Below are 22,654 nucleotides of genomic sequence, written 5' to 3'. Positions count from 1 at the left end.
ATGACCGGTGCGGCCTATTGGCTCCCCATTGTCTGGGCGGTTCTCGCGGCCATGGCCATTTTCATCTACATCGTGCTGGATGGATTTGACCTTGGGCTTGGTATTCTCTTTCTTGCCGAGCCGGACAAGACCTATCGGAACGTGATGGTGCAAACCATCGCACCCGTATGGGACGGCAACGAGACATGGATGATTTTTGGCGGAGCTGCGCTGTATGGCGTGTTCCCCAACGCTTACGCCACCATCCTGCCTGCGTTGTATCTGCCCATCCTGATCATGCTGTTTGCGCTGATCATGCGTGGGGTGGCGTTTGAATTCCGCTCCCGCATGCACACGCAGCGGATGCGGGATTTGTGGGATGTCGGGTTCTGTGGCGGCTCTCTTGTGGCGTCCGTCATGCAGGGCGTTATTCTCGGCACGCTGGTGTCTGGCATTCATGTTGAAAACAATGCCTTTGTCGGCAGCGGGTTTGACTGGCTGGCTCCGTTCCCGCTGTTCTGCGGTCTGGCTGTGGCCTGCGGCTACACGCTGCTGGGCGCGACATGGCTGGTCTGGCGGACGGAAAACACGTTGCAGGACACCATGCGCAAGTGGTCCGGCATTCTCTCCATCGCCATGCTGGTGATGATTGCCGGTGTCTCGCTATGGACCCCGGCGCTGCACGCAACATACATGCAAAACTGGACGGACTGGCCCCGTATTCTCTTTGTCGCTCCGGTGCCGGTCGCGGTGATTGCTCTGGCGGTGGTCATGTTCATGGCGCTGCGCCGCAAGGTGTCTCGTCGCATCCCGTTCTTCTGTGCTCTGGGCTGGTTTTTCCTGTCCTTCTCCGGACTGGGGATTTCCATCTGGCCGTATATCGTGCCGCCGGGTATGACCATCTGGGATGCATCGGCTCCGCCATCCAGCCAGGCGTTTCTGCTGGTGGGGGCTGCGGTGCTGATCCCGCTGATCCTGTCCTACACGGCGTTTGCCTACCATGTGTTCCGTGGCACGGTGAACGAGCATAGCGAGAGCTACCATTGAGGGAGATGACCATGCAGCACACAGCAGAACGCCCCCTGTGGCTCCGGCTGCTCTGGTTTGTAGGATTGTGGGCAGGGGGTGTTGCCGCGCTTGGCGTTGTGGCCGGGGCGCTCCGGCTCCTGATCCATCCGTGATCTGAGGCCGATTTTTGCCTCTTCAGCAGGGCGCGTTCGCTTTTTCCGGCGGACGCGCCCTGTCTGTTTTGGGCAGACCTGTTGCTTTGTGAAAACTGTCCTGACTATTGTTGCGACACCATTCCCTTTCTCCGAGGCAGGACACACACAATGCGCACAACACAGACAACAGGCCGGTGCAGCACGCCACAAGACGGAGGGCTGCGCAATTTGCGGCAGGGCCTGCTGGTCTGTGCTGTCTCTTTTGCCGCTCTTGCGGCGGGGCTGGGTGGGCCGCAGGGGCTTTCCAGCGTAGCGCAGGCCGCTGATGTTTCGCCCTCTGTGTACGCCCCGATCAGCCCGCAGCGGATGTCAGAGGCCATGAAAATCCTGGGGTCTGATGCGTTTGAAGGCCGCGCTCCCGGTTCTCCGGGTGAGGCACGCACCGTGGCCTGGCTGATTGAGCAGTATAAGCAGATTGGTCTGGAACCGGCTGGCGAGAATGGTGGCTGGACGCAGCGCGTGCCGTTGCAGCACACCCGCGTGGGGAAACCTGATCTCCTACAGGTGGCCTATGCCAAAAATACCCTGCCGCTGGAGCAGACGAAAGACGTCTATTTTACCACCGGGCGAGGTGTGGACCGTCTGAAAATCCAGAACGCGCCGATGGTCTTTGTTGGTTATGGCGTACATGCGCCCGAGCGTGGCTGGGATGATTTCAAAGGCGTGGATCTGAAAGGCAAGATTGCCGTTTTCCTGATTAACGACCCGGATTTTGACGCCAAACCGGATGAAGCCGTGGCCGGCAAATTTGGTGGCCGCGCCATGACCTATTATGGCCGCTGGACCTACAAATATGAGGAAGCCGCCCGACGCGGCGCAATTGGCGCGCTGATTGTGCATGACACGGCGGGGGCGGCTTATGAGTGGTCCACAGTGATTGCACCGGGTGGTGAGTCCTTTGACATTGCCCAGAGCGGTGAAAACCAGCCGGTGCTGATGCAGGGCTGGATTTCTACCCCGGCCGCTACAAAGGTTTTTGCGCAGGCCGGGCTGGATCTGCCCGCGCTGCGGGTGCAGGCACGGCAGGCGTCTTTCAAGTCCGTGACGCTGCCAAAGGCGCGCTTCTCACTCAATGTGCCGGTTGAGGTCTCGCATCTGGAAAGCCAGAACGTGCTGGGCAAACTGACCGGCAGCAAACACCCGGATGAAACCGTGATGTTTGGCGCGCACTGGGATGCATTTGGCATGAGCAAGGATGCGCAGGGCCATGAGGTGATCCGCCACGGTGCGATTGATGATGGCTCCGGCGTGGCCGGTGTTCTGGAAATTGCCCGTGCGTTCAAGGCCGGTCCGCAGCCCGAGCGCACAGTGATGTTTGCCTCATGGACGGCTGAGGAACGCGGGCTGCTGGGCTCGTCATGGTATGCCGCGCACCCCATGGCTCCGCTGGAAAAAACGGCAGCCAATTTCACCATGGATGTGTTGCAGATGGCCGGTCCTTCTCACAACGTCTTCATGGTGGGGGCAGGGCAGGACACGGTGCAGGATGACGTGGCGACTGCTGCGGAAAAACAGGGCCGCGTGATGCTGCCGGAAGCCATGCCGGAGCGCGGGGCCTTCTACCGTGCCGACCATCTGCCGTTTGCCCGTGCCGGTGTGCCGGTGGCGGCTCTTATGGATATGGCGGGCTACCCTGATCTGCTGAAAGGTGGTGTGCCTGCCGGGCGGAAATGGTTGCAGGATTATATGGTCTGCTACCATCAGGCCTGTGACGCATGGAGCCCGGACTGGGATGTGCGCGGGGCAGCGGAAGATGTGGCGCTACTGTATACTGTTGGGCGCAATCTGGCATTTTCGCAGAACTGGCCGCAGTGGAAGCCGGGTTCAGAATTTGCCGCAACCCGTGCGAAGAGTGCCTCTGTGCGGGGTGGGCAGTAAGGCGATTTAAAACCTGGCAGACTGTCTTTTGGGGCGGTCTGCCAGTGGTAATCCTGCCACGCAAAGCAAGGAAGCTATCGTGTTTTTCGGCAGCTTCCTGCAACGTTATCAGGCAGGCGTTTTGGCCGTGTGCTGCGTGCCGGACTTGTCGGTAATATAGAGCAGAGCCACAGGCCCCTGTGTGTCCTGCCTGTGCCATGAGCCGCCGGGCACAAACAGGACATCCCCCTTTTTGCCAACAAGGGTGAGTTCTTCCCCGTCTTTTTTCAGGACGACTGTTGTCTGTCCTTCCACAACAAGCAGAAATTCGTCATGCGGGTGTTCTTCCCACGGGGTCGAGCCTTCAAACCGGACCATGCCAATATTGTGCTGGCCGAACGCAAACAGCGTTGTCATGCTTTTTGCTGCGAAGTCATCTGTCTGCTGATTGAGGTGCAGAACGGAAAGCGTGGCGGCAACCTGTTCAAGATTATAGTGAAACATTGGACTGTCTTTCTGTCATAGGATTGCAGGAAGAGGCTGAGTGGGTCAGGTGCGGTCGCAAGAGAGTGGGGCCAGACGACGGGCCGCCAGAATAAGCGGGACAAGCAACACAAGCCCGCAGAGCCAGACCATCAGAAACGCCAGAGAATAGCCTGCGCTGGCTGCCAGCGGCATAATGGCTGAGGCCGCCAGAACATTGGCGACGCTCTCCCCGCATTGTAGAAAACTGTAGTCCAGACCGGGACGATCTGCGGAGGACCAGTTCATCAATAAGGACCAGAGCGCGACGTAAAACCCGCCATCAAAAAAGTTCTCTGTGCCAAGAGCAAGATAGAGAGCCGGGGCGGACAGAGTGTGCGTTGCCTGTAAAATCCATAAAGCACCCAGCAGAAGCGCAGAGGGGATGGCCAGAAGGGTAACAGCCTTGCAACTGCCCGCTTTTTTGACTGCGATTGTGCCCAGTATGGCCCCGCCGAGCGCGCCGCACAGAAGATTTGAGATTTGCAGCGTGCCGATGGTTTCAACGGCAATATGCTGGTCAATCAGGAACGGTTGGAGGAGGGCTAAGAGCGCTCCGCCAGCAAATTTAAACGCCAGAGAACTGGTAAGCGCCCATCCAAAGCCTTTTTGGCGGAAGAAATCCTTCAGGCGGGAAGGGCGGGCAATCAGGCTGGCATCTGGCTCCACATATTTCCGGAGTGGCAAAAGGATAAGGCAGAGCAGGAAAAGAGCCGCCGCCATGGCGCAGAGCATGCCACCCCAGCCAGCCTGCGCGTAAACCAACAGGCTTCCGCCCCCACCCGCGAGCATACCGAGCAGAAAAGCCACAACCTGAATACCGTTGGCCAACCCGGCATTTCGGCCTTGCAGATGGGAGACTGCGGCCGCGTTGGTGAGAATGTCCTGTGTTGCAAACACGGTATTGAGCAGGATGATGCCGCCCAGTGAGAGCGCAAAACTGTGCTCTGGTGGGAAAAACGCCAGCACAAGGCAGGTCAGAATAGCGAGGAGCTGCGTTTGCAGGATAAGAGCCCCGTACCCTCGGCGTTTTCCCGCATTGTCTGTCAGGCCAGCCCAGAGAAATTTCAAAGCCCAGGGCAGAAACGTCAGCCCGCTCCAGCCGATGGTGTGAAGAGAAACACCGCTTTCCCGCAAAATAGTGGCGTAGGCATTAAAGGCCAGCCCTGCGGGAATGCCCTGCCCGGCATACATCAGCCCCAGCGTGATGACCCGCTTCCAGACCAGCGGCAGAGCGGAGAACGGGGAGAAAAAACGGCTCTTTTCCATAAAGAGCAAGGATAGGCGCACGGCTGTGCGGGGCCACCCGAATCAGCCCGCTGCCCCGATCAGACACGGCTCAGGATGAAGGGCTTAGCCTTCCTTCCGATAAAGATGAGGTGCCTTGCCAATCTGGCGTTTAAAGGCCGCACTGAAGTGGCTCATATTACTGTAGCCAAGTTCCATGGCGGTTTCTGTCACGGAATGGGTTTTTAAAAGCGTTTTGGCGTGTTCCATGCGGTGGGCCTGAAACAGGCTGTAAGGGCCGCACCCAAAGAGAATGCGGAACCCCATTTTCAGCCGCGTGGCGTTCAGGCCGCTATAGCGCGCCAGTTCAATAATGGTGGGGGCTTTATCCATGCGGGACAGCAGGAAAGAACGCGCCTGATGCAGGCAGGCTTTTTCATGACGTGAGAGGGGGGAGCCTTGCGGTGCAGCCTCAATCTGTTCAAAGGACTGGCCAAGAATAGTCAGGGCTGCGGCACAGCTTAAAGGCCCATTGGTCTGGTTTTTCCGTAAACTCTGGCACAGTCCGGTGGCCGCCTTGTGCACAGATGCATTGGCCTTGAGACTGCTGAAAAATGGTGTTTGGGGAGAAAGGTCTGCCGCACCCCATGGAAGCGGCGTGTGCATGTCCTGAAGCAATTCGGGGGTAATATGGACCTCAAGGCAGGAGAAATCTGCACTGGTCGCAATCTGGAAACGGGTTGCGGGCAGATAAGCTGTGGCGACATCCCGCGCATGGAACTGATGCGTTTTGCCCCCAAAAATGATTTCACACGTGCCGGACAGAATAATGGAACAGCGCAGGACAGCCGGGCAGTCATCCATCTCCCCCTGCAGGGTAGCGGGCAGGGCAGAGGAGAAGAAGCCAGCACTCAGCCCGTTATAAAGCCTACTGTATAAAGGGTGCAGAAGGGACTGGCCCGCCAGATGCTCTGGCTGTTGCCGGTGTATGTGACTGGATCTGACGTGATGCATCTCCAGAAAAATCCCTTGCTGTGTGTCTGATTGGAGTGATTAGACCAATCTGAGTGGCGGTGCAATTGCGAAACATTATCATGTCGGTATGAGCAAAAGACATGCCTTCCTCTCAGCCATAAAATACACACTGCTTGTTGTGCCCGTGCTGGATTATGCCACCACAACCGTAGGGTGGGCGGCAACCTTATGCCCTGACCAGCCGGTGTCCGGGCAGACCGCGTCCTGCCGCAAAAAAGCAGAAGAGATTGTGGTGCGGAGCCGGAATGCGTCCTTTGTTGTCTCTTCCAGTCTTTCCCGCCTTTCAGGAGCCGTTTTGAAGGAGCGTCATCTGGACACATTGGGGGATGTGGCGGAACGGTTGCCCAACGTCTCTTTTACCTCCACCACGCAGGCCAACCCGGTGATTATGATGCGTGCTCTGGGCGGGCCGGAAGAAGAGACAAGTAGTCTCTACGTCCCGTTTATGCTGGACGGTATTCCCATGATGAGTATGGCGCTGGGGCAGATTTTTGATCTGGACCATATGGATGTCACGCAGGGGCCGGACCTGACCAGAGGTCCGAATGTATTTGGTGGCATGGTGTCCGCCACATCCCGAGATCCGGGGAACAGGTTTGGCGGGTCTCTCGATTTTGAATATGGCACAGGCAATCGCCGTCGCGCCGTGATGAGCAACGATATTCCTCTGGGGCCAAACACAGCACTCCGCGTGACGGTGGGTGGTGAGGTGGCGGATGGCTATGTGTCCAACCGTTTTCTGGACCGGAAGGATACCGCAGGCTGGCACAGCTGGTTTGGCAGGCTGAAACTGCTGCATAAGGATTCCGCCGGAGGAGAATGGCGGGTATCTTTGCATCATGTCTTGAATCATGGCGGGAACGATTATTTTGCATCCCCCGCGCTGGCTTTGCAGCATGAGTCTGTCAACACAGAGCGGGGCGTGAATGATAATGACTACTGGGCTGGGTCCGCCCAGTATCATCGTGCGTTCAGCCGTAAGATGATTGTGGATGTTGCTCTGGGTGGCAACGCGACCCAATGGAAATCGCAAATTCCAGAAAGCGTTTTTTCGGCTCGCACCGGTTTTACCATGCCCACGCGGCAGGCAGGCGGGACTGTCACGCTGTCCGGCTCTTCCGGCACGCTGGATTGGCGAGGCGGAATTTTTGGGCAGGAAATGATGCGCAGCACACCGTATCTTTTTGATATGTCCCCTTATTATCTGAGCAACACAACAGCCGTGCTGAACAATGCCAATGTGGCGGGATTTGCTGAGCTGGGTTGGCGTTTTTCACCCTCATGGCGGCTGGTGCCCTCTTTCCGGGTGGAGCATAATCAGTGGTCCATGTCCCAGTGGAGCGGGTTGCAGACAGCCTCTGTGCCGGAGGACTACACCATTCTGCAAACGCTCCCTAAACAGACTGCGTCCCGTACGGTGCCCCTGCCGGGGCTGAAGCTGGAATATCATCCGCAAACAGACAGCGCGCTGATGCAGTATGGCTGGATCAGCTATACGCGGGCCTATATGCCGCCGGGCTTTAGTCCGCATGCGGTCATGGCGGCGACAGCCCAGACACCGTTTGATGCCAGTTACGGAAACAATCTGGAAATTGGCTACCGCCTGCATGACCGGAAAGACAAATGGTCAGCTGAGGTCATAGGCTATTCAAACCTCATTTCCAATCTTCAGGTGGTTACGACCAATGCGAATGGTGAATCCGTTGTGGCGACGGCAGCTAAAGCGCACACACGAGGTATGGAACTGAACGCCACGTTTAAACCCATTCGGAGCCTGACGCTCAGTGGCTTTCTGGGGCTGACCTATGCGGCGTATGACCGTTTTCTTTTTGCAGGGCAGAACTTTAGCGGCCAGCAGTTAAATGGCACCCCCAAAAGCAGTTTTGGCTTTAGCGGCACATGGACGCCGGGGGATGGCTGGTCTGTTAACGTCAATGTGGTGCGGCGCGGGCGCACAAACCTGTATCCCAGCAGCACACTGGTGAATGACCCCTACGTGCTGGTGGATGCCCAGATCGAAAAGAAGTGGCGCTGGTGGAATATCGCCATCTACGGTCGCAATCTGGCGGATGCCCGCTATCTCACCCGTGGTCTGGCCTCAGGGGAAGCCGTGGCGGCAAACCCGCGCCTGCTGGGGCTGCGGGTTGGGGTGACGTATTAAGCGAAGGGGCTCTTAGCGTGCCCGCTTCCAGCCCCGGTCTTCCTGCCGCCAGTAGGCGAGGTCATGCCCGGCGGCTTTCATGGCGGTCCAGCGTTCCCGGGCGGCGGCTACGGCGGCTTCATCATGCCCGTCGAAGAGGTCAAACACGCGCTCAAAAGGCGGGTTATCCGGGCAGGTGCGGTTTTCCAGCAGGAACAGGAACGGGGCGGCGTTGGGCACGTCCTCACCGAGCGTCAGCCAGATGGGTTGCAGGTCCGGGCAAAGAATGCCCTCGCTGCCATGCGGGAGCCAGGCCGGGTCCGAGACTTTCCACAGGGCTTTATCCAGCGCATCCAGTTGTGGTTTGCTGGCACACCATACGGCGGCCTTCTGCCCACTGGCCAGCGTGCGGGAGAGCAGTTGCGGCAGCGCCTCAGCCACACTGGTGCGGGTAAGGTGATAAAAGCCGATCTGCGTCATGCGGGGCGGGTCCTGTGGTCTGGCATGGGGCCAGTCTATCAGCTTTCGGCAGGCATGCAGAGGCCCGGTATGTGTTGCAGGCATGTGGGCTTCCCGCAGGGGAACGATTGTGATGCTCCCGCGCTGGCAGGACTATCAGCACATAACAGAGAATGCTGCCTGACCCGATGCAAAGTCAGGTGTTCTGTGCGGTCTGGTCAGGTAAGGCCGGATGCGCTCAGGGGGCTAAGGCAATTTCTGTTTGAGGAAAAAGGACGCGAACGATATGGCGAAAACAGTCACTCTGCCGGACGGCACAAAACTGCCTGCACTGGGCATGGGCACCTGGAACATGGGGGAATCCTCCGCCACATGGAAAGAGGAAGTCGCCACACTGCGTCAGGGTGTAGAGGCAGGCCTGAAGGTGGTGGATACCGCTGAGATGTACGGGCAGGGCCGCTCGGAAAGTCTGGTGGGTGAAGCCATGCGGGATGTGCGGGACGATATTTTTCTGGTCTCCAAGGTTCTGCCCACCAATGCCTCAGCCGAAGGCGTGGCCAAAGCGTGCCGGTCTTCTCTGCGTCGGCTGGCGACGGATCGGCTTGATCTCTACCTGCTGCACTGGCGCGGTAGCGTGCCGCTGGCCGAAACCATTGAGGCCTTCCGCAAGCTGAAAGAGGAAGGGCTGATCCGCTACTGGGGCGTGTCCAATTTTGATGTGGATGACATACAGGAGCTGGAAAAATACACGCGGCCCGGTGAATGTGCGAGCAACCAGATCCTCTATAATCTGGAGCATCGGGGCGTGGAGTATGACCTGCTGGACACCAACCGCTTCCGGCATGTGATGACCATGGCCTATTCCCCTATCGGGCAGGGTGGCGCGTTGTTGCAGAACAAGGCGGTGAAGGCCGTGGCCGCCCGGCACTCCACCAGCAATGGCCCGGCCAGCCCGGCACAGATTGCGCTGGCGTGGGTGCTGCGGATGAACAATGTGATGCCAATCCCCAAAGCGTCGTCCCTCGCTCACCTCAGGGACAATATTGCCGCGCAGGAAATTACACTGACGGATGAGGATCTGGCCGCTCTGGACGCCGCCTTCCCACCGCCGACCAGCAAGGAACCGCTGGATATGATTTAACCCACCTGCCTTCGGGTTTCAGGCGCAAAAAAGCCGCCGGGGCGACACCTCGGCGGCTTTTTTTGTGGGCTTTTATCAAAAAGACCAGGTCTGAAAAATCAGACGCCGTCTTTCTGCATGTTGTCCAGAACGTAGGTCGCCATCAGCACAACCGGCAGGCCGAAAGCGATGCTGAAAGACGCGAAGGACATGTCGTTCAGCTTGAGGCCGGTAAACAGCATGTCCAGACCCAGCAGTGTCAGAAAACCGTACATTTGCATGGTGAAGCCCTTTCGGTGGCGCACAACATCGGCAGAAAACGCGTCAGCCCCCGGAAAACCGGGCGCGGCGTCATTCAGAAACACATCTTTCAAACAATCTATTCTGAAAATGTATTCCTTTTCCCGCGCATTTTACGCTCACGGTGGGTGGGGTCAATATTTATTTGGTTTTCGTAAGTAATGGACCATTCTGGTCTTGTTTCACGGTTCCGTAATTAAGAGTGTATTTCTCTATATTTCTGTAAATTTATTCAATTTTTAAATATAACGATTGGGGTAAAGAGACGGCCCCGCCTCAGTCTTCCGAAAGCGGGCGGTGGCCCACATGAATGGTCAGCGTCATCGGCTGGCTTTGCCGTTGCACGCTAATTTGTACCGTGCTGTTGGGGTGGGCGGCGGCGACGGCGCGGATCATGGTGCGGGCGGTATCCATATGCTCCCCGCCCATGGCGGTAATAATGTCGCCACGTTTCAGGCCGCCCTGCGCGGCGGGTCCGTTGCGGTCCACTTCCGCCACGCGGGTGCCGTTATGGGTGGTAATGTCTTCCAGCGTGGCACCCAGCCACCCCCGGTCAATGCGCCCCTCGCGTTGCAGGGCGCTGACAACCGGCATGACAATTTCAGACGGGATGGAAAACCCTAACCCCACGGAGCCGCCGGTTGGGGAGACAATGGCGGTATTCAGAGCAATAACCTGCCCGGCCAGATTGAAGGTTGGGCCGCCGGAATTGCCGGGGTTGATGGGCGCGTCCAGTTGCAGGAAGTCATCAAACGGGCCGGTGCCAATATCCCGCCCACGGGCGGAGACAATGCCCGCCGTGACGGACGAGCCAAGGCCAAACGGATTGCCGGCGGCCATAATCCAGTCCCCCACCTGCACAAGGCGGCTGTCTCCCCATTCCACAAACGGCAACGGGGTGGGACTGTCGATCTTGATGACGGCAATATCCGTCAGGTCATCAATGCCAATCAGGCGGGCGTTGTATTCTTTGCCAGTGGCAAGGGCGACGGTGATTTTGTCCGCGTCTTCCACTACGTGACCGTTGGTGACAATCACGCCGGACGGGTCGAGAATAAAGCCGGAGCCAGCGCCCAGCACTTCATCACTATGTTTGCGCATCCGCTCCCGAAAGCGGCGCTCGAGCGGTGTGCCTTTTACGGCGGAGGGGAGCTTTTTGCGGGTGCTGGAATCTGAATCGCGCGTGACCGCAATATTCACCACGGCGGGCACAACCTTGCGCACCAGCGGGGCAAAGCTTGTTGGGCCGGGTGCGGCAACAATGGGTGTGGCTGGAGCAAAAAGGGTGGAAGGGTCAGCGTGTGCGGTGTGCGATCCCACGGAAAGGCCTGACGAACACAGTGCCGCCATGGCGGGCAGGCTCCGCATAAATGTCTTCATGAGTTTGTGATCTGCTTTCCGTCCATAGAGACTTTTGGCCTCCTTTGCCCACAAAGTGCAATGCCTCTGTGGTCCAACACCCTCCTATGGTGCTGTTTTGCAACGCATTGTGGTACTGATGTGACAAAACGTTAACGCGCTGGCCTGCGCGGTTTTGCCGGGCTGAGGGCCGGATTTTCCGGCCACTCATGCCGGGGGTAACGGCCCCGCATATCCCGCCGCATGTCTGCCCAGCCGCCTTTCCAGAAGCCTGCCAGATCCGCCGTAATGGCCTGCGGTCGGCCTGCGGGGGAGAGCAGGGCCAGACGCAGCGGCACCCGCCCGCCCGCGAGTTTTGGCGTTTCTTCCGTGCCGTAGAAAACCTGCGCGCGGGCGGAGGCGACGGGCACGGGCTGCGTGTAATCCACGTTTGCTTTGCCACCGGGGAAGGGGAGGGCTGTGGGCAGTTCCTTATCCAGCCAGGCGTTCAGTGTGTAGCCCAGATGGTTTTTGAGCAGGGTGGTTAAATCCAGCCCGCGCAGATCGGCCAGAGAGGTTAGTCCGTCCAGATAGGGGGCGAGCCAGTCATCCATCCGCTCGGCCAGTGCCGCGGTGGTAAAGTCTGGCCAGTCTTCACCCGGCCCAGCCCCACCGGGCAGGGCGCGGGCGAGTTCCACGCGGGCCTGTAGCTGGCGGGCAGCATCCGGCCAGTCCAGTGTGGTGTCCGGCGTGGCTTTGGCTTGTGCGAGTAGCAGAGAGGCAGCGTTGCCTGCTTTCACCTTCTCCGTCAGGTCCCGCAGCACAAGGCAGCCAATGCGCGTGCGGCGACGCGCCAGAATATTGCCGGAGACCGGGTCCAGCGAGGTTTCTACCTGCTCCTTCGTGCGGTCCAGCAGGGCCGGGGGCAGGGCGTTGAGGTCGAGTGGAGCGGCAAGGCGGATTTCGGCGGAGGTGCGTAAATGCAGCCCGGCCACAGCGAGCAGCTTCTTTTCCGCCAGCCCGTCATCGCGCCGCAGGCGGGCGTTGCTGCCGTTGGACAGGCGGAATGTGCCGGCTTCCCCGCGCGAGAGGGCAATCCGGTCCGGGAAGCCTGCGGCAATCAGGGCAGCCGGGTCGCCCCCGGCGTGCTGGCGCGCGCGCAGCCCCAGCCGGAGGCGGAAGCGAGAGGCGGCCTGACGGATGCGGGCCAGTGCGCCCCGGTCGGCCTGTGGGTGATCTCCCCCGGCAATCAGGTCCAGCCGGAGGGAAATATCGGACGGAGGCACGGGCGGTGGTCCGGAACGCCCTGCAGCGCGGGGGCGCAGAGGGTCGCGTTCTTCCAGCAGGGCCGCGAGGTCTGCGGCCATCGCGGCTTCCTCCGGTGTGCGGGCGGCCAGCATCATGGCGGCAAGGCGTGGGTGTGTGCCAAGGGCCGCCATGTTGCGCCCGTGCTGGGTAATCTGCCCGTCATCATCCAGCGCGCCGAGCATGATCAGCAAGTCTCGGGCGGCTGCGACAGCGCTGCCGGAAGGTTGGTCGGGCAAGGGAAGCGGTGTATCGGACTGGCCGACCGTGTCAGTCCATAAGGCGGTGGCCAGCACAAAATCGGAAAGGTCAGCTTCCAGAATTTCCGGGCGGTCATGCTGGGGCAGGCCGCGTTCTGTTGCGGTAGTCCAGAGGCAAAACGCCGTTCCGGGAGCTTCTCGCCCCGCGCGTCCTGCGCGCTGGCGGGCGGCAGCACGGGAGATGCGCAGCGTTTCCAGACGGGATAGCCCTGCCCCCGCGTCAAAGCGTGGGGCACGACGGAAGCCGCAATCCACCACCACCCGCACGCCGGGCACGGTGAGCGAGGTTTCCGCAATGGAGGTAGAGAGAATCACGCGCCGCTGCCCCTGTGGGCCGGGGCGCAGCACCAGCGCCTGTTCTGCCGGGGGGAGTTCCCCATGCAGGGGGAGGACTGTGGCGTGGCAGTCTTCCAGAAGCTGCGCAACACGTCGGATTTCTCCTGTGCCGGGCAGGAAGACCAGAATATCGCCCTCCGTTTCCGCTAGCGCCTGCCGCACACCCGCAGCGGTCACGGAGGCCAGATCCCGCAGATGCGGAATGTCGCGTTTGGCGTGCTGCACGGTGAGGGGGTACATCCGCCCCTCGCTGGTCAACACCGGGGCGTTCATCAGGGTGGCAAGGCGCTCGGTTTCTGCCGTGGCGGACATGGCGACCAGCCGCAGGTCAGGCCGCAAGGTGCGTTGCAGGTCTAAGCAGAAGGCCAGAGCGAGGTCCGCGTCCAGTGAGCGTTCATGCACCTCGTCAATAATCACGCAGGCGACGTTTTCCAGCATCGGGTCGCTCAGCAGGCGGCGCAGAAACAGCCCTTCTGTCAGCACCTCAATGCGGGTGCGTTCAGATACCGCTGCATCCAGCCGCGTGCGGAACCCGACGAACCCGCCCACCTCTTCCCCCATCAGTGAGGCAATGCGCGTGGCAGCAGCGCGGGCGGCCAGACGGCGCGGCTCCAGCATGATGATGCGGTCCGCCTCTTTCCGCCATGGGGCTGCGGCCAGAACCGGCGGTACCGTGGTGGTTTTCCCCGCCCCCGGAGGAGCGACCAGAATGGCGGAGGCTGGCTGTTCTGCCGTGGGCGTGTGGGCGAGGGCAGCGCACAGATCAGGCAGCACGTCCTGCACGGGCAGGCCATCGGCAATGGCAAACGGGGAGGCGGAGGGCGTCTGGTTCTGCATGGCGTTGTTATGGCCGGGGCGTGCGCTGGCTGCAATTTCAAATGTTGGGCGGGGACGTGCGGCAGGGTGATCGCCAGTTTCTGAAGATGTCTCATAAAAAAAATTTATCAATCTGGAGGCATCTCTCTTGCCGCGCCTCACGAGGAAGTGATAATGAGAATAGTTCTTAATAACCGAAGCGACGGAACATGCCATGGCGACGGCAAAAGGCCATGCCGAACAGAGAGCAGGAATGACGATGATGCGTTTAAAAGCAGGACTGCTCTCCTGCTCGGGCCTGATGCTGTGTGGAGCAGGAATGGGTTTTTGCGGCACGCCTGCTTTTGGTGCGACGGCAGCGGAAACAACGGAAAAAGCTACTAAATCCGCAAAAGCCACGCAGCCAGCAGCGAAGGCGGCCCAGACCGCAAAAAATGTGCAGTTTGTAAAAACCGCGCAGTCGTCTGATGAGAATGACATGCCTGCCAGTGTTGAAAAACTGCTGGTGCAGGGGCAGCGGCATAAGAATGCAACGACCGATGGTACCGGCAGCTATGTGGTGAAGGCTGTCTCCATGACCAAAATGCTGTTGCGGCTGGATGAAATTCCGCAATCTGTCTCTGTCGTTAGCCGCCAGCAGATGCAGGACCAGAATCTGACGACGGTTGATCAGGCGCTCAAGCAGGTGCCGGGGCTGAACGTCAATCTGTATGGGGACGGCACCGCAGGCTTTACCTCCCGTGGCTATGCGGTGCAGCCGCAATTTGACGGCGTGCCGTCCAGTGGCGGGATGTCCTTTAGCCAGCAGTTTGATCTGGCCATTTATGATCGTCTTGAAGTTTTGCGTGGGCCAGACGGGATGTTTCAGGGGTCTGCTCCTCCCGGTGGCAGCGTGAACTTTGTGCGCAAGCACGCTCTGGATACCTATCGGGCGCAGGGGGATTTCAGCGGTGGCTCATGGGATACGTTCCATGCGGATGCCGATGTCACCGGCCCGCTGACGGGGAATAAAAAGGTGACGGGCCGGTTTGTGCTGGCAGGCGGAGACCGTAACTATTTCTACAAGGATGCGCATGATACCCGCTGGACAGCCTATGCGGATATTGATGTGCATATCACGGATAAAACCACGCTGTCCGTGTCCGCCACTGGCCAGAAAAATGACACCACGCGCTTTATGGGCCTGCCCATGGCGGCGTCTGGCGCGGACCTGCATCTGGCGCGCAACAGTTTTGTGGGGGCAAACTGGGGGCAGACCAGCAACCCCATGTATGAGTTTGATGGAGAACTAGAGCATGAGTTTGGCGCAGGCTGGCGCGGAAAGCTGACGGGCCGCCACCGCGAAACCGATAGTTCTATGCACTACACCTATCTGAACAGTGTGGTGACGGCCCGGAAAACCGGCAACTTTGTTGTGGCGCGGTATGAAGGGCGGGAAATTTATGATGGCGCGGACATGTATTTTACCGGCCCCGTACATCTGCTGAACCGCAAACATGATTTGCTGATCGGCGCGAATTATGATTCCGATCTGCTGTATGATGGCGGTTCGTCTGCCTCATGGCGCACGACGCCGGGCCTCAGTAATCTGGATATTTTCTCGCCTGTTATTTCCGACACCATCCGCCCGGACATTACCACCCGTTATCGCGAACCCACGCAGCAATATGGGGTTTACGGCTCAGCCCGTGTTCAGCTTATGCCCTCACTTGATCTTTTGCTTGGCAGCCGGCTGAGTTTTTACCAGTACAAATATAAAAACCTGTCCACCAACTCGCCCTATGTTGTCAGCCAGAAGAACGGTGCGGTTCCCACGCCCTATTTAGGGCTGGTCTGGCATATTGTGCCGGATGTGGCGGCCTATGTGAGCTTTACGGATACGTTCCAGCCGCAATCCGCTTACAGCCACACCGGCCGGCTGAAGCCGGTGCTGGGCCAGCAGATTGAAGGGGGCTTTAAGGGCTCTTTCTTCCACCGCAATCTGAGTGTGACGCTGGCGGGTTACCATATTCTTGAGCGCAACAAGAGTATGGAAGATCAGGATGGGTCTTCCACCTGCGGTCTGTCCGGCACCAGCACCTGCTACCATGCGGCGGGTAAGGTGCGCAGTCAGGGCGTTGAGTTTGAAATGCTGGGGCGCCTGCTGACCGGCTGGGATATCAGTCTTGGCTACACCTTCAACGACAACAAGATCCTCAAGGATGATTCCGGTCTGGCGGGGCTGGCCTATACGCCCAACTCACCCCGGCATCTGTTCAAACTCTGGACGCATTATCGCTTTGCCGCCCCGGAGGTAACGCGGAATGTCTGGAGCATTGGGGCCGGGGTGGATGCGCAAAGCAGTACGTTTGGCACAAACCGTGCTGTTCGGCAGGGTGCGTATGCGGTGGCCAGTGCACAGGTTGGGTATCAGTGGCGGCCAGAACTGAACATGACGTTTACCGTCAATAACCTTTCCAATACGCGGTATTATCAGCGTCTCGGAAATGTCTATTACTACAATTATTATGGAGAGCCGCGGAGCTTTATGGCGTCCGTGCAAAGCAATTTCTGAAAACTGCTGTGTGGCACCCGGCCTGCCGGAAGGACTGGCAGGCCGGGTTTAAAGCAAAAGCTTATTTTTTGGGAAGCTGCAGAACGCCGGGGGTCGGGGAACGGGCTTTTGTGGTGGTGGAAGAGGATGCGTCATCATCTTCGCCAGCCGGAAAAACCGGGTCAGGTTCAGATGTTTTTGCAGAGGCTGCGTTACCGGTGGTTGTGCTGCCAGACGAGGAGCCCTCGCTGGTAGCGGCACTGCTGCCCGATGTCTCAGAAACAGGCGCGTTTTCCGGCAGGGTGGTGGCGGATGTGGCATCCGGCACGGAAACGTTCGGGGTGGAAACAGTTGGCACTGTCACCGTGGGTGTCGTGATGGTCGGAGTGGTGACTTCCGGCGTCGTGATGGCCGGTGTTGTCAGCGCGGGCGTGCTGGTCACACCTGTAGCCGCCGCCGGAACCGCTGCGGCAGGCACGGCGGTGCTGGCTGCTTTGCTGCTTTTGGTGCCCGGAGCATCAAGAGACTGGCTTTGAATAGCCGAGCCAACCGGGGTGCCGCCCGCGTCCGTCATCCAGTCTTTCAGCGTATTGCGGATCTGATATTCAAACTCCACGTTCATGCGCTGCATCATGTCGTTGGTGAGTTCATACAGATTGGCCGGGCTGTCAGCATCGCCTTTGGACAGATCCGGGCGCAGGGTCTGGGAGACATGCGCTTCAGCCCGTGCAGCCTGTGTGCCGCTGCTATTCAGCAACACCAGATGCACATCCATCTGCCCAGCCAGCACGCCGCCTGCCTGATGCAGGATGGACGCGCGATCAATCACAAACTGCGCCGTGCCGGAGGAGCCCGTCGCCACCAGCCGGTCCTGCGCCATCTGGCGGAGGGCCTGTACGGGCGGGGTGGGGGCACGGTTGCCAATATCGCCCACCACCGGGTTTTGCAGCGTGGCGTCCTCAATGTTCAGCGTGGCCGCATTGAGGTGCATCACGCTCAGATAGTCATAGCGGAGCGGGGCGAATTTTGTCGGCTGCTTATCGCCCGCACAGCCTGCCAGAAAAGCTGGCAGGAGCAGAGCGACAGAGCATGTTGCACGAAGCGGGCGAGAAAACAGCGACATGGAAACAAGTCCTCTCAGGCGGAGCGCGGCGCGATGTCCTTGCGCGGGAAGCGGAAGTCATGGTTGCAGAACTCGCACGTCATCACAATCTGCCCGTCATCCTGGCACATGTGGTCCAGATCATCCGTGTCGAACCCTTCCAGCACATTGGCCAGACGAGCGCGGGAACACCGGCAGCCATAAGCCAGAGCGCGGGGCTGGCTGACGTGCAGATCTTCCTGATGGAACAGGCGGTGCAGCAGGGTGGCAGACGGCAGGGCGTCGTCCAGCACTTCCTTTGTGGACAGCGTGGAGGCCAGAATAGTGGCGGTTTCCCAGCTTGCGTCGGCGTCTTCATCGCCCACAACGTGGGTACCGCCTTCACCGGCAATGCGTTCCAGCACAAGGCCGCCAGCGCGCCAGCCTGCATCCGTCATGGTGCAGCATAGATAGATCCAGCAGGCATGCTGCTCACTGGTGCTGAAGTAATGCGTCGCCATAGCGGCGAGGTCATCGCCCGCAAGGTCCACAATACCCTGATGCCGCTCCATGTCCGGACCCTGATCAACCGTGAGGGCCATATAGCCATTGCCCAGCAGGTCACGGTCAGTCGGGTTCGGGGTGTCCTGAAGCAGAGCGTCCAGCGCGTCATCATCCGTGCGGGCGTAAAAGCGCAGCGCGCCGGTGTCGGTGCAGTCTGCTACCAGCATGGTGACGGGGCCGTCGCCTTTGATCTGGAGAGAAAACGCGCCCTGAAACTTCAGCGCAGAGGCGAGGCCGGCGACCAGTGCGAGGGCTTTCCCGGCCAGACGGTTCACCACATTGGGGTGGTCATGGCGGGTCAGCAGCACATCGGTCAGCACGCCAAGGCGCACCAGACGCCCACGCACAGGGCGGCCTTGCAGATAGAATGGCGTGACGCCACCGGGCACAACCAGATCCGGCACATCGGGACGGTCACGGTCAAGAAAAGCAGGAGTTTCCATAAAAAACCTTAAATGCGATCAGTGCTGACAATATGGGGAGGCACCCCCGGCAATAACAGGGGGCGTCCTTGCTGACTGATGCAGGGGCTCAGACGTCTGAGGAGATGGACAGTTCCAGCTGTTCAAGCTGCTGTTCCAGCGCGCGGGCGGCCTCGGCATTCAGGCCCAGACTGTCCTTAAGGGCGCGCAGAAAGCCCTGACGGCAGGCGTCATGCGCGCTGTCCAGATCCGCAGCGCGGCCACAGCCAGCCAGACAGTCCAGATAGGAGGCACGGAACGGCGCAAGTTTCTCCGCTGTAAGCGGCAGGCTGGCCAGAATGGTGTCCAGACTGTCTTCCACCCATCCCGGTGTGGCCGGTGTATCTTCCGTGCCGGAGGGGGTTACGGGTTTATCCGCGCCGTTCATTGCTTATTCCTTCCCGAAAGAGAGCCAGTTCTCTCCGCCCATCGTCCAGGCCAGCAGGCCTTTCTGAGCGTGCAGACGGTTCTCGGCTTCATCAAACACGACGGATTGCGGGCCTTCAAATACGTCTTCCGTCACTTCCTCCCCAATATGGGCAGGCAGGCAGTGCATGAACAGGGCATCCGGCGCGGCCACGGCCATCAGAGCCGCATCCACCCGGTAGGGAGAGAGCTTGGCAAGGCGCATGGCAGATTCTTCTTCCGAGTCCGACATGCTCAGCCATGTGTCCGTCACCACGCAGTCAGCACCGTCCACGGCAGCGCGCGGGTCTGTGGTCAGCACCACATCGCCACCTTCTTTTTTCGCCCAGTCCAGCACGTCCTGCGGCGGGGCCATGTCTGCCGGGGTGGCGGCGCGCAGCTTGAAGCCGAAGCGCACAGCCCCTTCAATCAGGGAGACCAGCACGTTGTTGCCGTCACCCGTCCAGGCAAAGGTGCGGCCTTTGACCGGCCCGCGATGCTCTTCATACGTCAGGATATCGGCCAGAATCTGCACCGGGTGAGAAGCTGGCGTCAGACCGTTGATCACCGGCACGCTGGCGGCACGCGCCAGCTCATGCAGGTTTTCCGTGCGGCCTGTGCGCAGCACCAGCGCATCCACAAAACGGGAGAGAACGCGGGCGGTGTCTGTAATGGTCTCACCACGGCCAATCTGCATGTCGGCCGGGGAGAGGATGACGGCATCCCCGCCCAGCTGACGAATCCCCACTTCAAAGGAGACACGGGTGCGGGTGGAGGGTTTGGAGAGGATAATCCCCAGCGCCCGGCCAGCCAGCGGCACGCGCGGATGCAGTGGGAAGCGGCGGCCCTTCTGCATCTGCTTCATACCGGCAGCGACATCCAGAATCTGGCGCAGGGTTGTGGCGTCCAGATCTTTCAGGTCGAGGAAGTGGCGCGGCCCGGTCTGCTTGGTGGGGGTGGAGAGAGAGGAAAGGGCAGCGCTCACAGGGTGGGCTCCAGTGTTTTGTTATTTTGGGTATTGGTCAAAATCTGCACCGCTTTTTTAAGGCGGGAGACAGCCTCACGGCATTCATCTTCAGAAATCGTCAGGGGCGGGACCAGACGCAGTACGTTGTCACCCGCTGTCACGCACAGCAGGTCGGCGTCCTGCGCTGCGGCCTGCACAGTGCCAACCGGCAGCACGCAGCGCAGGCCGATCAGCAGGCCAAGGCCACGCCGTTCCGCAAAAATGGTGGGTGCGCTCTGCACCAGTTCGTCCAGCAAGCCATCCAGCAGAGCCGCGCGGGCGCAGACCTGCTCCAGAAAGCCCGGAGCCAGCAGAACATCCAGCACCGCATTGCCCGCCGTGCAGGCCAGCGGGTTACCACCAAAGGTCGTGCCGTGCGTGCCCGCCGTCATGTTCTTGGCAACAGCTTCCGTCGCCAGAACGGCCCCGATGGGGAAGCCACCGCCCAGACCTTTGGCAGCGGACATCACATCCGGCGTAATCCCGGCCCATTCATGCGCAAAAAGCTTGCCAGTCCGGCCTACGCCGCACTGCACTTCATCCAGCGCCAGCAGCACGCCGGTTTCATCACACAGCGCGCGGACGGCTTTCAGATACTCAGGGCTGGCAACCTTAATGCCGCTTTCCCCCTGAATGGGCTCCAGCATGATGGCGGCTGTCTGCGGCGTAATGGCGGCTTTCAGGGCTGCGATGTCATTAAACGGCACATGCACAAACCCCGGAACCGGAGCGCCGAAGCCTTCCAGATATTTCGGGTTGCCTGTGGCGGAGAGCATGGCCAGCGTCCGGCCATGGAACGCGCCATCCATGCAGATAATGTCCGTCCGTTCCGGGTGGCCGGACATGGCCTGCGCCCGACGGGCAAACTTCACCATGCCTTCATTAGCTTCCGCGCCGGAATTGCAGAAGAACACGCTGTCCGCAAAGCTGTTGGCAACCAGCCGTTCGGCCAGCCGCGTGGCCTGCGGGATCTGGAACAGGTTGGAGACGTGCATGACGCGGCCCACCTGCTCGCGGAGTTCTTTGACCATATGCGGGTGCGCATGCCCGATGGAGCAGGTGGCAATGCCCGCAGCAAAGTCCAGAAATCGTCGCCCGTCCGTCGTGTACAGCCAGGCGCCTTCGCCACGCTCAAAAGCGAGGGGGGCACGGTTGTAGGTCGGTGTCAGGGCTGGAATCATGGAATAATTCTTTGTGCTGCGTGTGAGGTGGTCATCAAAAAAGGAAAAGAGTGCAAAACAGAAAATGCCCGCTGCCTGATCTGGAGCGGGCGACCCGTTTGCACCCGGCATGATGACGGTGTCCTGCGGGCAGAGTCAAACGCCTAAAACGAAAATCTCGCATGAAACTGTCACATTTCTTGCGCAGGGGAGGGGTAAATGGGTCAGGAATGGTCTTTTTGCAGCAAAATGAGGCATAAGGGCGGGCATGGGATCTGATACTGCACCCCCTTCCGATGTTCCGCCGCCTGATCGGAAGGTTTTGCGAGAAGCGGCTCTGGCGCATCTGGCGCGCTTTTCCACCACGCGGCAGGGGCTGGAGCAGGTGTTGCTGCGCCGTATTGCCCGCTGGGAGCGGAGCGCCCTGAAAGCCGGGGCCGAGCAGGAGGATGTGCGTGCCACAGCCGCAGCCCTGCGCCCGGTGGTGGAAACTGTAGCGGACGATATGATTCGTCTGGGCGCTGTGGATGACGCCGCTTTTGCGCAGGCCCGCGCCCGTCGATTAGTGCGCTCCGGTCGCTCCGGTCGGGCCGTGCAGGCGCATCTGGCCGCCCGTGGGGTGGAGGCTGATGTGCGTGAGGCCGCCTTGCAGGAGGTGGTCGAAGGGTTTTCTCCTGCGGAAGTTGAACTGTCTTCAGCCCTTGTGCTGGCGCGCAAGCGGCGGTTGGGGCCATTTGCCGGAATGCCGTCTCTCCGCCCACCGCGTGCGTCTGCGGCGAAGGAAGAAGAGGGCGGACGCGGCCTGAGCCCGGAAGAGGTTGAGGAACGCCGCGCTATGGGCATTCTGGCCCGTGCCGGGTTTGGTCGGGATGTAGCGCAGCGGGTGCTGGAGATGGACCCTGCGGAAGCGCAGGAGTGGATGGAGCGTTTGAGGGCCGAGTCGTGAAGCGTTGGAGTGTTCTGTTACTGCCGCTGTTGCTGGCAGCCTGTGCCGGGCATGGCGGATGGGGTGGTTCTGTGCAGTGCGCGCCGTATGCGCGGGAGCATTCCGGCGTTCAGTTACGCGGCGCCGCAGCCAGCTGGTGGCGGCAGGCCGGGGGGCATTACACCCGCACTTCCGCGCCGGAACCGGGCGAGGTGCTGGTGTTCCGCTCCACACGGCGTCTGCCATCCGGGCATGTCTCTGTAGTGCGGGCCGTGAAAAACTCCCGCCTTGTGCTGGTGGACCACGCCAACTGGGAGCCGGGACGTGTGACGCGCCGCGCGCCGGTGGAAGATATCTCACCGGGGAATAACTGGACGCAGGTGCGTGTCTGGTGGTCGCCTATTCACGGCATGGGGAAAACCGTCTACCCTACGTATGGATTTATAGAACCTGTGCTGGAGGGCGGCAGCTCCTGAGGCTGGCGTCCGCCGGGTGATCGGTCCGCACGGTGTTTTGCCCCGTTTTTCAGGCCCCGCAGAGAGATCGGGCTTGCATGATGGGGGAAGCGCCGCCATGTGGTCAGAACAGAAACAGGGAATTTT

The 22,654-nt window shown here is 60.1% G+C and carries 20 protein-coding genes; 8 read left to right on the top strand and 12 right to left on the bottom strand.

Annotated features, from left to right (window positions below; translation table 11 throughout):
• The 3 genes from cydB (at position 1) to KP703_RS01320 (ending at position 3,080) form a co-directional block, all read left to right on the top strand.
• The gene (gene cydB / locus KP703_RS01330; protein ID WP_062140901.1) at positions 1–1,026 is read left to right on the top strand and encodes a cytochrome d ubiquinol oxidase subunit II; all 1,026 of its coding nucleotides are present in this window, start codon (positions 1–3) and stop codon (positions 1,024–1,026) included.
• Between the two features lie 11 nt (positions 1,027–1,037).
• Entirely contained in the window at positions 1,038–1,160 is a 123-nt protein-coding gene (locus KP703_RS01325) for a DUF2474 family protein (protein ID WP_156470055.1), read from the top strand.
• Positions 1,161–1,310: 150 nt separating this feature from the next.
• Positions 1,311–3,080, top strand: coding sequence for a M28 family metallopeptidase (locus tag KP703_RS01320; protein ID WP_215753556.1), 1,770 nt, complete (start codon positions 1,311–1,313; stop codon positions 3,078–3,080).
• A gap of 108 nt (positions 3,081–3,188) precedes the next feature.
• On the opposite strand, the gene KP703_RS01315 is transcribed toward KP703_RS01320, so the two are convergent.
• From KP703_RS01315 to KP703_RS01305, 3 genes are all read right to left on the bottom strand, one after another.
• On the bottom strand, positions 3,189–3,563 hold the full coding sequence (locus KP703_RS01315) for a cupin domain-containing protein (RefSeq protein WP_215753555.1): 375 nt from the start codon (positions 3,561–3,563) through the stop codon (positions 3,189–3,191).
• 45 nt (positions 3,564–3,608) lie between these two features.
• Positions 3,609–4,850, bottom strand: coding sequence for an MFS transporter (locus tag KP703_RS01310; RefSeq protein ID WP_215753554.1), 1,242 nt, complete (start codon positions 4,848–4,850; stop codon positions 3,609–3,611).
• 84 nt (positions 4,851–4,934) lie between these two features.
• Positions 4,935–5,822 (bottom strand): helix-turn-helix transcriptional regulator, encoded by an 888-nt coding sequence (locus tag KP703_RS01305; protein ID WP_252353730.1) that lies wholly within the window; start codon positions 5,820–5,822, stop codon positions 4,935–4,937.
• 88 nt (positions 5,823–5,910) lie between these two features.
• Between KP703_RS01305 and KP703_RS01300 the strand changes: the two genes are divergently transcribed.
• Positions 5,911–8,004 (top strand): TonB-dependent receptor, encoded by a 2,094-nt coding sequence (locus KP703_RS01300; RefSeq protein ID WP_215753553.1) that lies wholly within the window; start codon positions 5,911–5,913, stop codon positions 8,002–8,004.
• 12 nt (positions 8,005–8,016) lie between these two features.
• Here the strand turns inward: KP703_RS01300 and KP703_RS01295 are convergent, their stop codons facing one another.
• Positions 8,017–8,463 carry a DNA polymerase III subunit chi gene (locus KP703_RS01295; RefSeq protein ID WP_043552036.1) on the bottom strand — a complete coding sequence of 149 codons (447 nt, stop codon included), beginning with the start codon at positions 8,461–8,463 and terminating at the stop codon, positions 8,017–8,019.
• Positions 8,464–8,728: 265 nt separating this feature from the next.
• Between KP703_RS01295 and KP703_RS01290 the strand changes: the two genes are divergently transcribed.
• On the top strand, positions 8,729–9,583 hold the full coding sequence (locus KP703_RS01290) for an aldo/keto reductase (RefSeq protein ID WP_215753552.1): 855 nt from the start codon (positions 8,729–8,731) through the stop codon (positions 9,581–9,583).
• Between the two features lie 98 nt (positions 9,584–9,681).
• On the opposite strand, the gene KP703_RS01285 is transcribed toward KP703_RS01290, so the two are convergent.
• From KP703_RS01285 to hrpB, 3 genes are all read right to left on the bottom strand, one after another.
• Positions 9,682–9,936: a hypothetical protein gene (locus KP703_RS01285; RefSeq protein WP_062140672.1), complete on the bottom strand. Its 255-nt coding sequence runs from the start codon at positions 9,934–9,936 to the stop codon at positions 9,682–9,684.
• A 202-nt stretch (positions 9,937–10,138) separates the two neighbouring features.
• A complete protein-coding gene (locus KP703_RS01280; protein ID WP_215753551.1) occupies positions 10,139–11,242 on the bottom strand; it encodes a S1C family serine protease in 1,104 nt (367 codons plus the stop codon).
• A 131-nt stretch (positions 11,243–11,373) separates the two neighbouring features.
• Positions 11,374–13,938, bottom strand: a complete 2,565-nt coding sequence (gene hrpB / locus KP703_RS01275) for an ATP-dependent helicase HrpB (RefSeq protein WP_215753578.1) — start codon at positions 13,936–13,938, stop codon at positions 11,374–11,376.
• Between the two features lie 238 nt (positions 13,939–14,176).
• Here hrpB and KP703_RS01270 point away from each other — a divergent pair, with 238 nt between their 5' ends.
• A complete protein-coding gene (locus KP703_RS01270; RefSeq protein WP_252353729.1) occupies positions 14,177–16,471 on the top strand; it encodes a TonB-dependent siderophore receptor in 2,295 nt (764 codons plus the stop codon).
• A gap of 61 nt (positions 16,472–16,532) precedes the next feature.
• Here the strand turns inward: KP703_RS01270 and KP703_RS01265 are convergent, their stop codons facing one another.
• The 5 genes from KP703_RS01265 to KP703_RS01245 all read right to left on the bottom strand — a co-directional run bounded on the left by KP703_RS01265 (position 16,533) and on the right by KP703_RS01245 (position 21,148).
• Positions 16,533–17,573: a hypothetical protein gene (locus KP703_RS01265; protein ID WP_215753549.1), complete on the bottom strand. Its 1,041-nt coding sequence runs from the start codon at positions 17,571–17,573 to the stop codon at positions 16,533–16,535.
• A 14-nt stretch (positions 17,574–17,587) separates the two neighbouring features.
• Positions 17,588–18,538 carry an Hsp33 family molecular chaperone HslO gene (locus tag KP703_RS01260; RefSeq protein ID WP_215753548.1) on the bottom strand — a complete coding sequence of 317 codons (951 nt, stop codon included), beginning with the start codon at positions 18,536–18,538 and terminating at the stop codon, positions 17,588–17,590.
• A gap of 88 nt (positions 18,539–18,626) precedes the next feature.
• Positions 18,627–18,944: a hypothetical protein gene (locus KP703_RS01255; protein ID WP_215753547.1), complete on the bottom strand. Its 318-nt coding sequence runs from the start codon at positions 18,942–18,944 to the stop codon at positions 18,627–18,629.
• A 3-nt stretch (positions 18,945–18,947) separates the two neighbouring features.
• Positions 18,948–19,946 (bottom strand): ornithine carbamoyltransferase, encoded by a 999-nt coding sequence (gene argF, locus KP703_RS01250; protein ID WP_215753546.1) that lies wholly within the window; start codon positions 19,944–19,946, stop codon positions 18,948–18,950.
• Entirely contained in the window at positions 19,943–21,148 is a 1,206-nt protein-coding gene (locus KP703_RS01245; protein WP_215753545.1) for an aspartate aminotransferase family protein, read from the bottom strand. Before KP703_RS01245 ends, argF begins: the two co-directional genes overlap by 4 nt.
• 247 nt (positions 21,149–21,395) lie before the next feature.
• Between KP703_RS01245 and KP703_RS01240 the strand changes: the two genes are divergently transcribed.
• Positions 21,396–22,073: a RecX family transcriptional regulator gene (locus tag KP703_RS01240; RefSeq protein ID WP_215753544.1), complete on the top strand. Its 678-nt coding sequence runs from the start codon at positions 21,396–21,398 to the stop codon at positions 22,071–22,073.
• Positions 22,070–22,528 carry a CHAP domain-containing protein gene (locus KP703_RS01235; protein WP_061508896.1) on the top strand — a complete coding sequence of 153 codons (459 nt, stop codon included), beginning with the start codon at positions 22,070–22,072 and terminating at the stop codon, positions 22,526–22,528. The genes KP703_RS01240 and KP703_RS01235 overlap by 4 nt, the downstream gene beginning before the upstream one ends.
• The last annotated feature ends 126 nt before the right edge of the window (positions 22,529–22,654 follow it).

The organism is Acetobacter sp. P5B1, from assembly GCF_018811985.1.
Classification (GTDB): Bacteria; Pseudomonadota; Alphaproteobacteria; order Acetobacterales; family Acetobacteraceae; genus Acetobacter; species Acetobacter cerevisiae.
This window is presented reverse-complemented; position numbering and strand designations above follow the sequence as displayed.

What these genes read in the sequence shown, in the direction of transcription:
- KP703_RS01325 (WP_156470055.1), top strand. Translation starts at nt 1,038, where the DNA reads ATGCAGCACACAGCAGAACGCCCCCTGTGGCTCCGGCTGCTCTGGTTT.
- hrpB (WP_215753578.1), bottom strand. Translation starts at nt 13,938, where the DNA reads ATGCAGAACCAGACGCCCTCCGCCTCCCCGTTTGCCATTGCCGATGGC.
- KP703_RS01245 (WP_215753545.1), bottom strand. Translation starts at nt 21,148, where the DNA reads ATGATTCCAGCCCTGACACCGACCTACAACCGTGCCCCCCTCGCTTTT.
- KP703_RS01310 (WP_215753554.1), bottom strand. Translation starts at nt 4,850, where the DNA reads ATGGAAAAGAGCCGTTTTTTCTCCCCGTTCTCCGCTCTGCCGCTGGTC.
- KP703_RS01305 (WP_252353730.1), bottom strand. Translation starts at nt 5,822, where the DNA reads ATGCATCACGTCAGATCCAGTCACATACACCGGCAACAGCCAGAGCAT.
- KP703_RS01255 (WP_215753547.1), bottom strand. Translation starts at nt 18,944, where the DNA reads ATGAACGGCGCGGATAAACCCGTAACCCCCTCCGGCACGGAAGATACA.
- KP703_RS01270 (WP_252353729.1), top strand. Translation starts at nt 14,177, where the DNA reads ATGATGCGTTTAAAAGCAGGACTGCTCTCCTGCTCGGGCCTGATGCTG.
- KP703_RS01320 (WP_215753556.1), top strand. Translation starts at nt 1,311, where the DNA reads ATGCGCACAACACAGACAACAGGCCGGTGCAGCACGCCACAAGACGGA.
- KP703_RS01315 (WP_215753555.1), bottom strand. Translation starts at nt 3,563, where the DNA reads ATGTTTCACTATAATCTTGAACAGGTTGCCGCCACGCTTTCCGTTCTG.
- KP703_RS01265 (WP_215753549.1), bottom strand. Translation starts at nt 17,573, where the DNA reads ATGTCGCTGTTTTCTCGCCCGCTTCGTGCAACATGCTCTGTCGCTCTG.
- KP703_RS01260 (WP_215753548.1), bottom strand. Translation starts at nt 18,538, where the DNA reads ATGGAAACTCCTGCTTTTCTTGACCGTGACCGTCCCGATGTGCCGGAT.
- KP703_RS01240 (WP_215753544.1), top strand. Translation starts at nt 21,396, where the DNA reads ATGGGATCTGATACTGCACCCCCTTCCGATGTTCCGCCGCCTGATCGG.
- KP703_RS01280 (WP_215753551.1), bottom strand. Translation starts at nt 11,242, where the DNA reads ATGAAGACATTTATGCGGAGCCTGCCCGCCATGGCGGCACTGTGTTCG.
- KP703_RS01290 (WP_215753552.1), top strand. Translation starts at nt 8,729, where the DNA reads ATGGCGAAAACAGTCACTCTGCCGGACGGCACAAAACTGCCTGCACTG.
- KP703_RS01300 (WP_215753553.1), top strand. Translation starts at nt 5,911, where the DNA reads ATGAGCAAAAGACATGCCTTCCTCTCAGCCATAAAATACACACTGCTT.
- cydB (WP_062140901.1), top strand. Translation starts at nt 1, where the DNA reads ATGACCGGTGCGGCCTATTGGCTCCCCATTGTCTGGGCGGTTCTCGCG.
- KP703_RS01295 (WP_043552036.1), bottom strand. Translation starts at nt 8,463, where the DNA reads ATGACGCAGATCGGCTTTTATCACCTTACCCGCACCAGTGTGGCTGAG.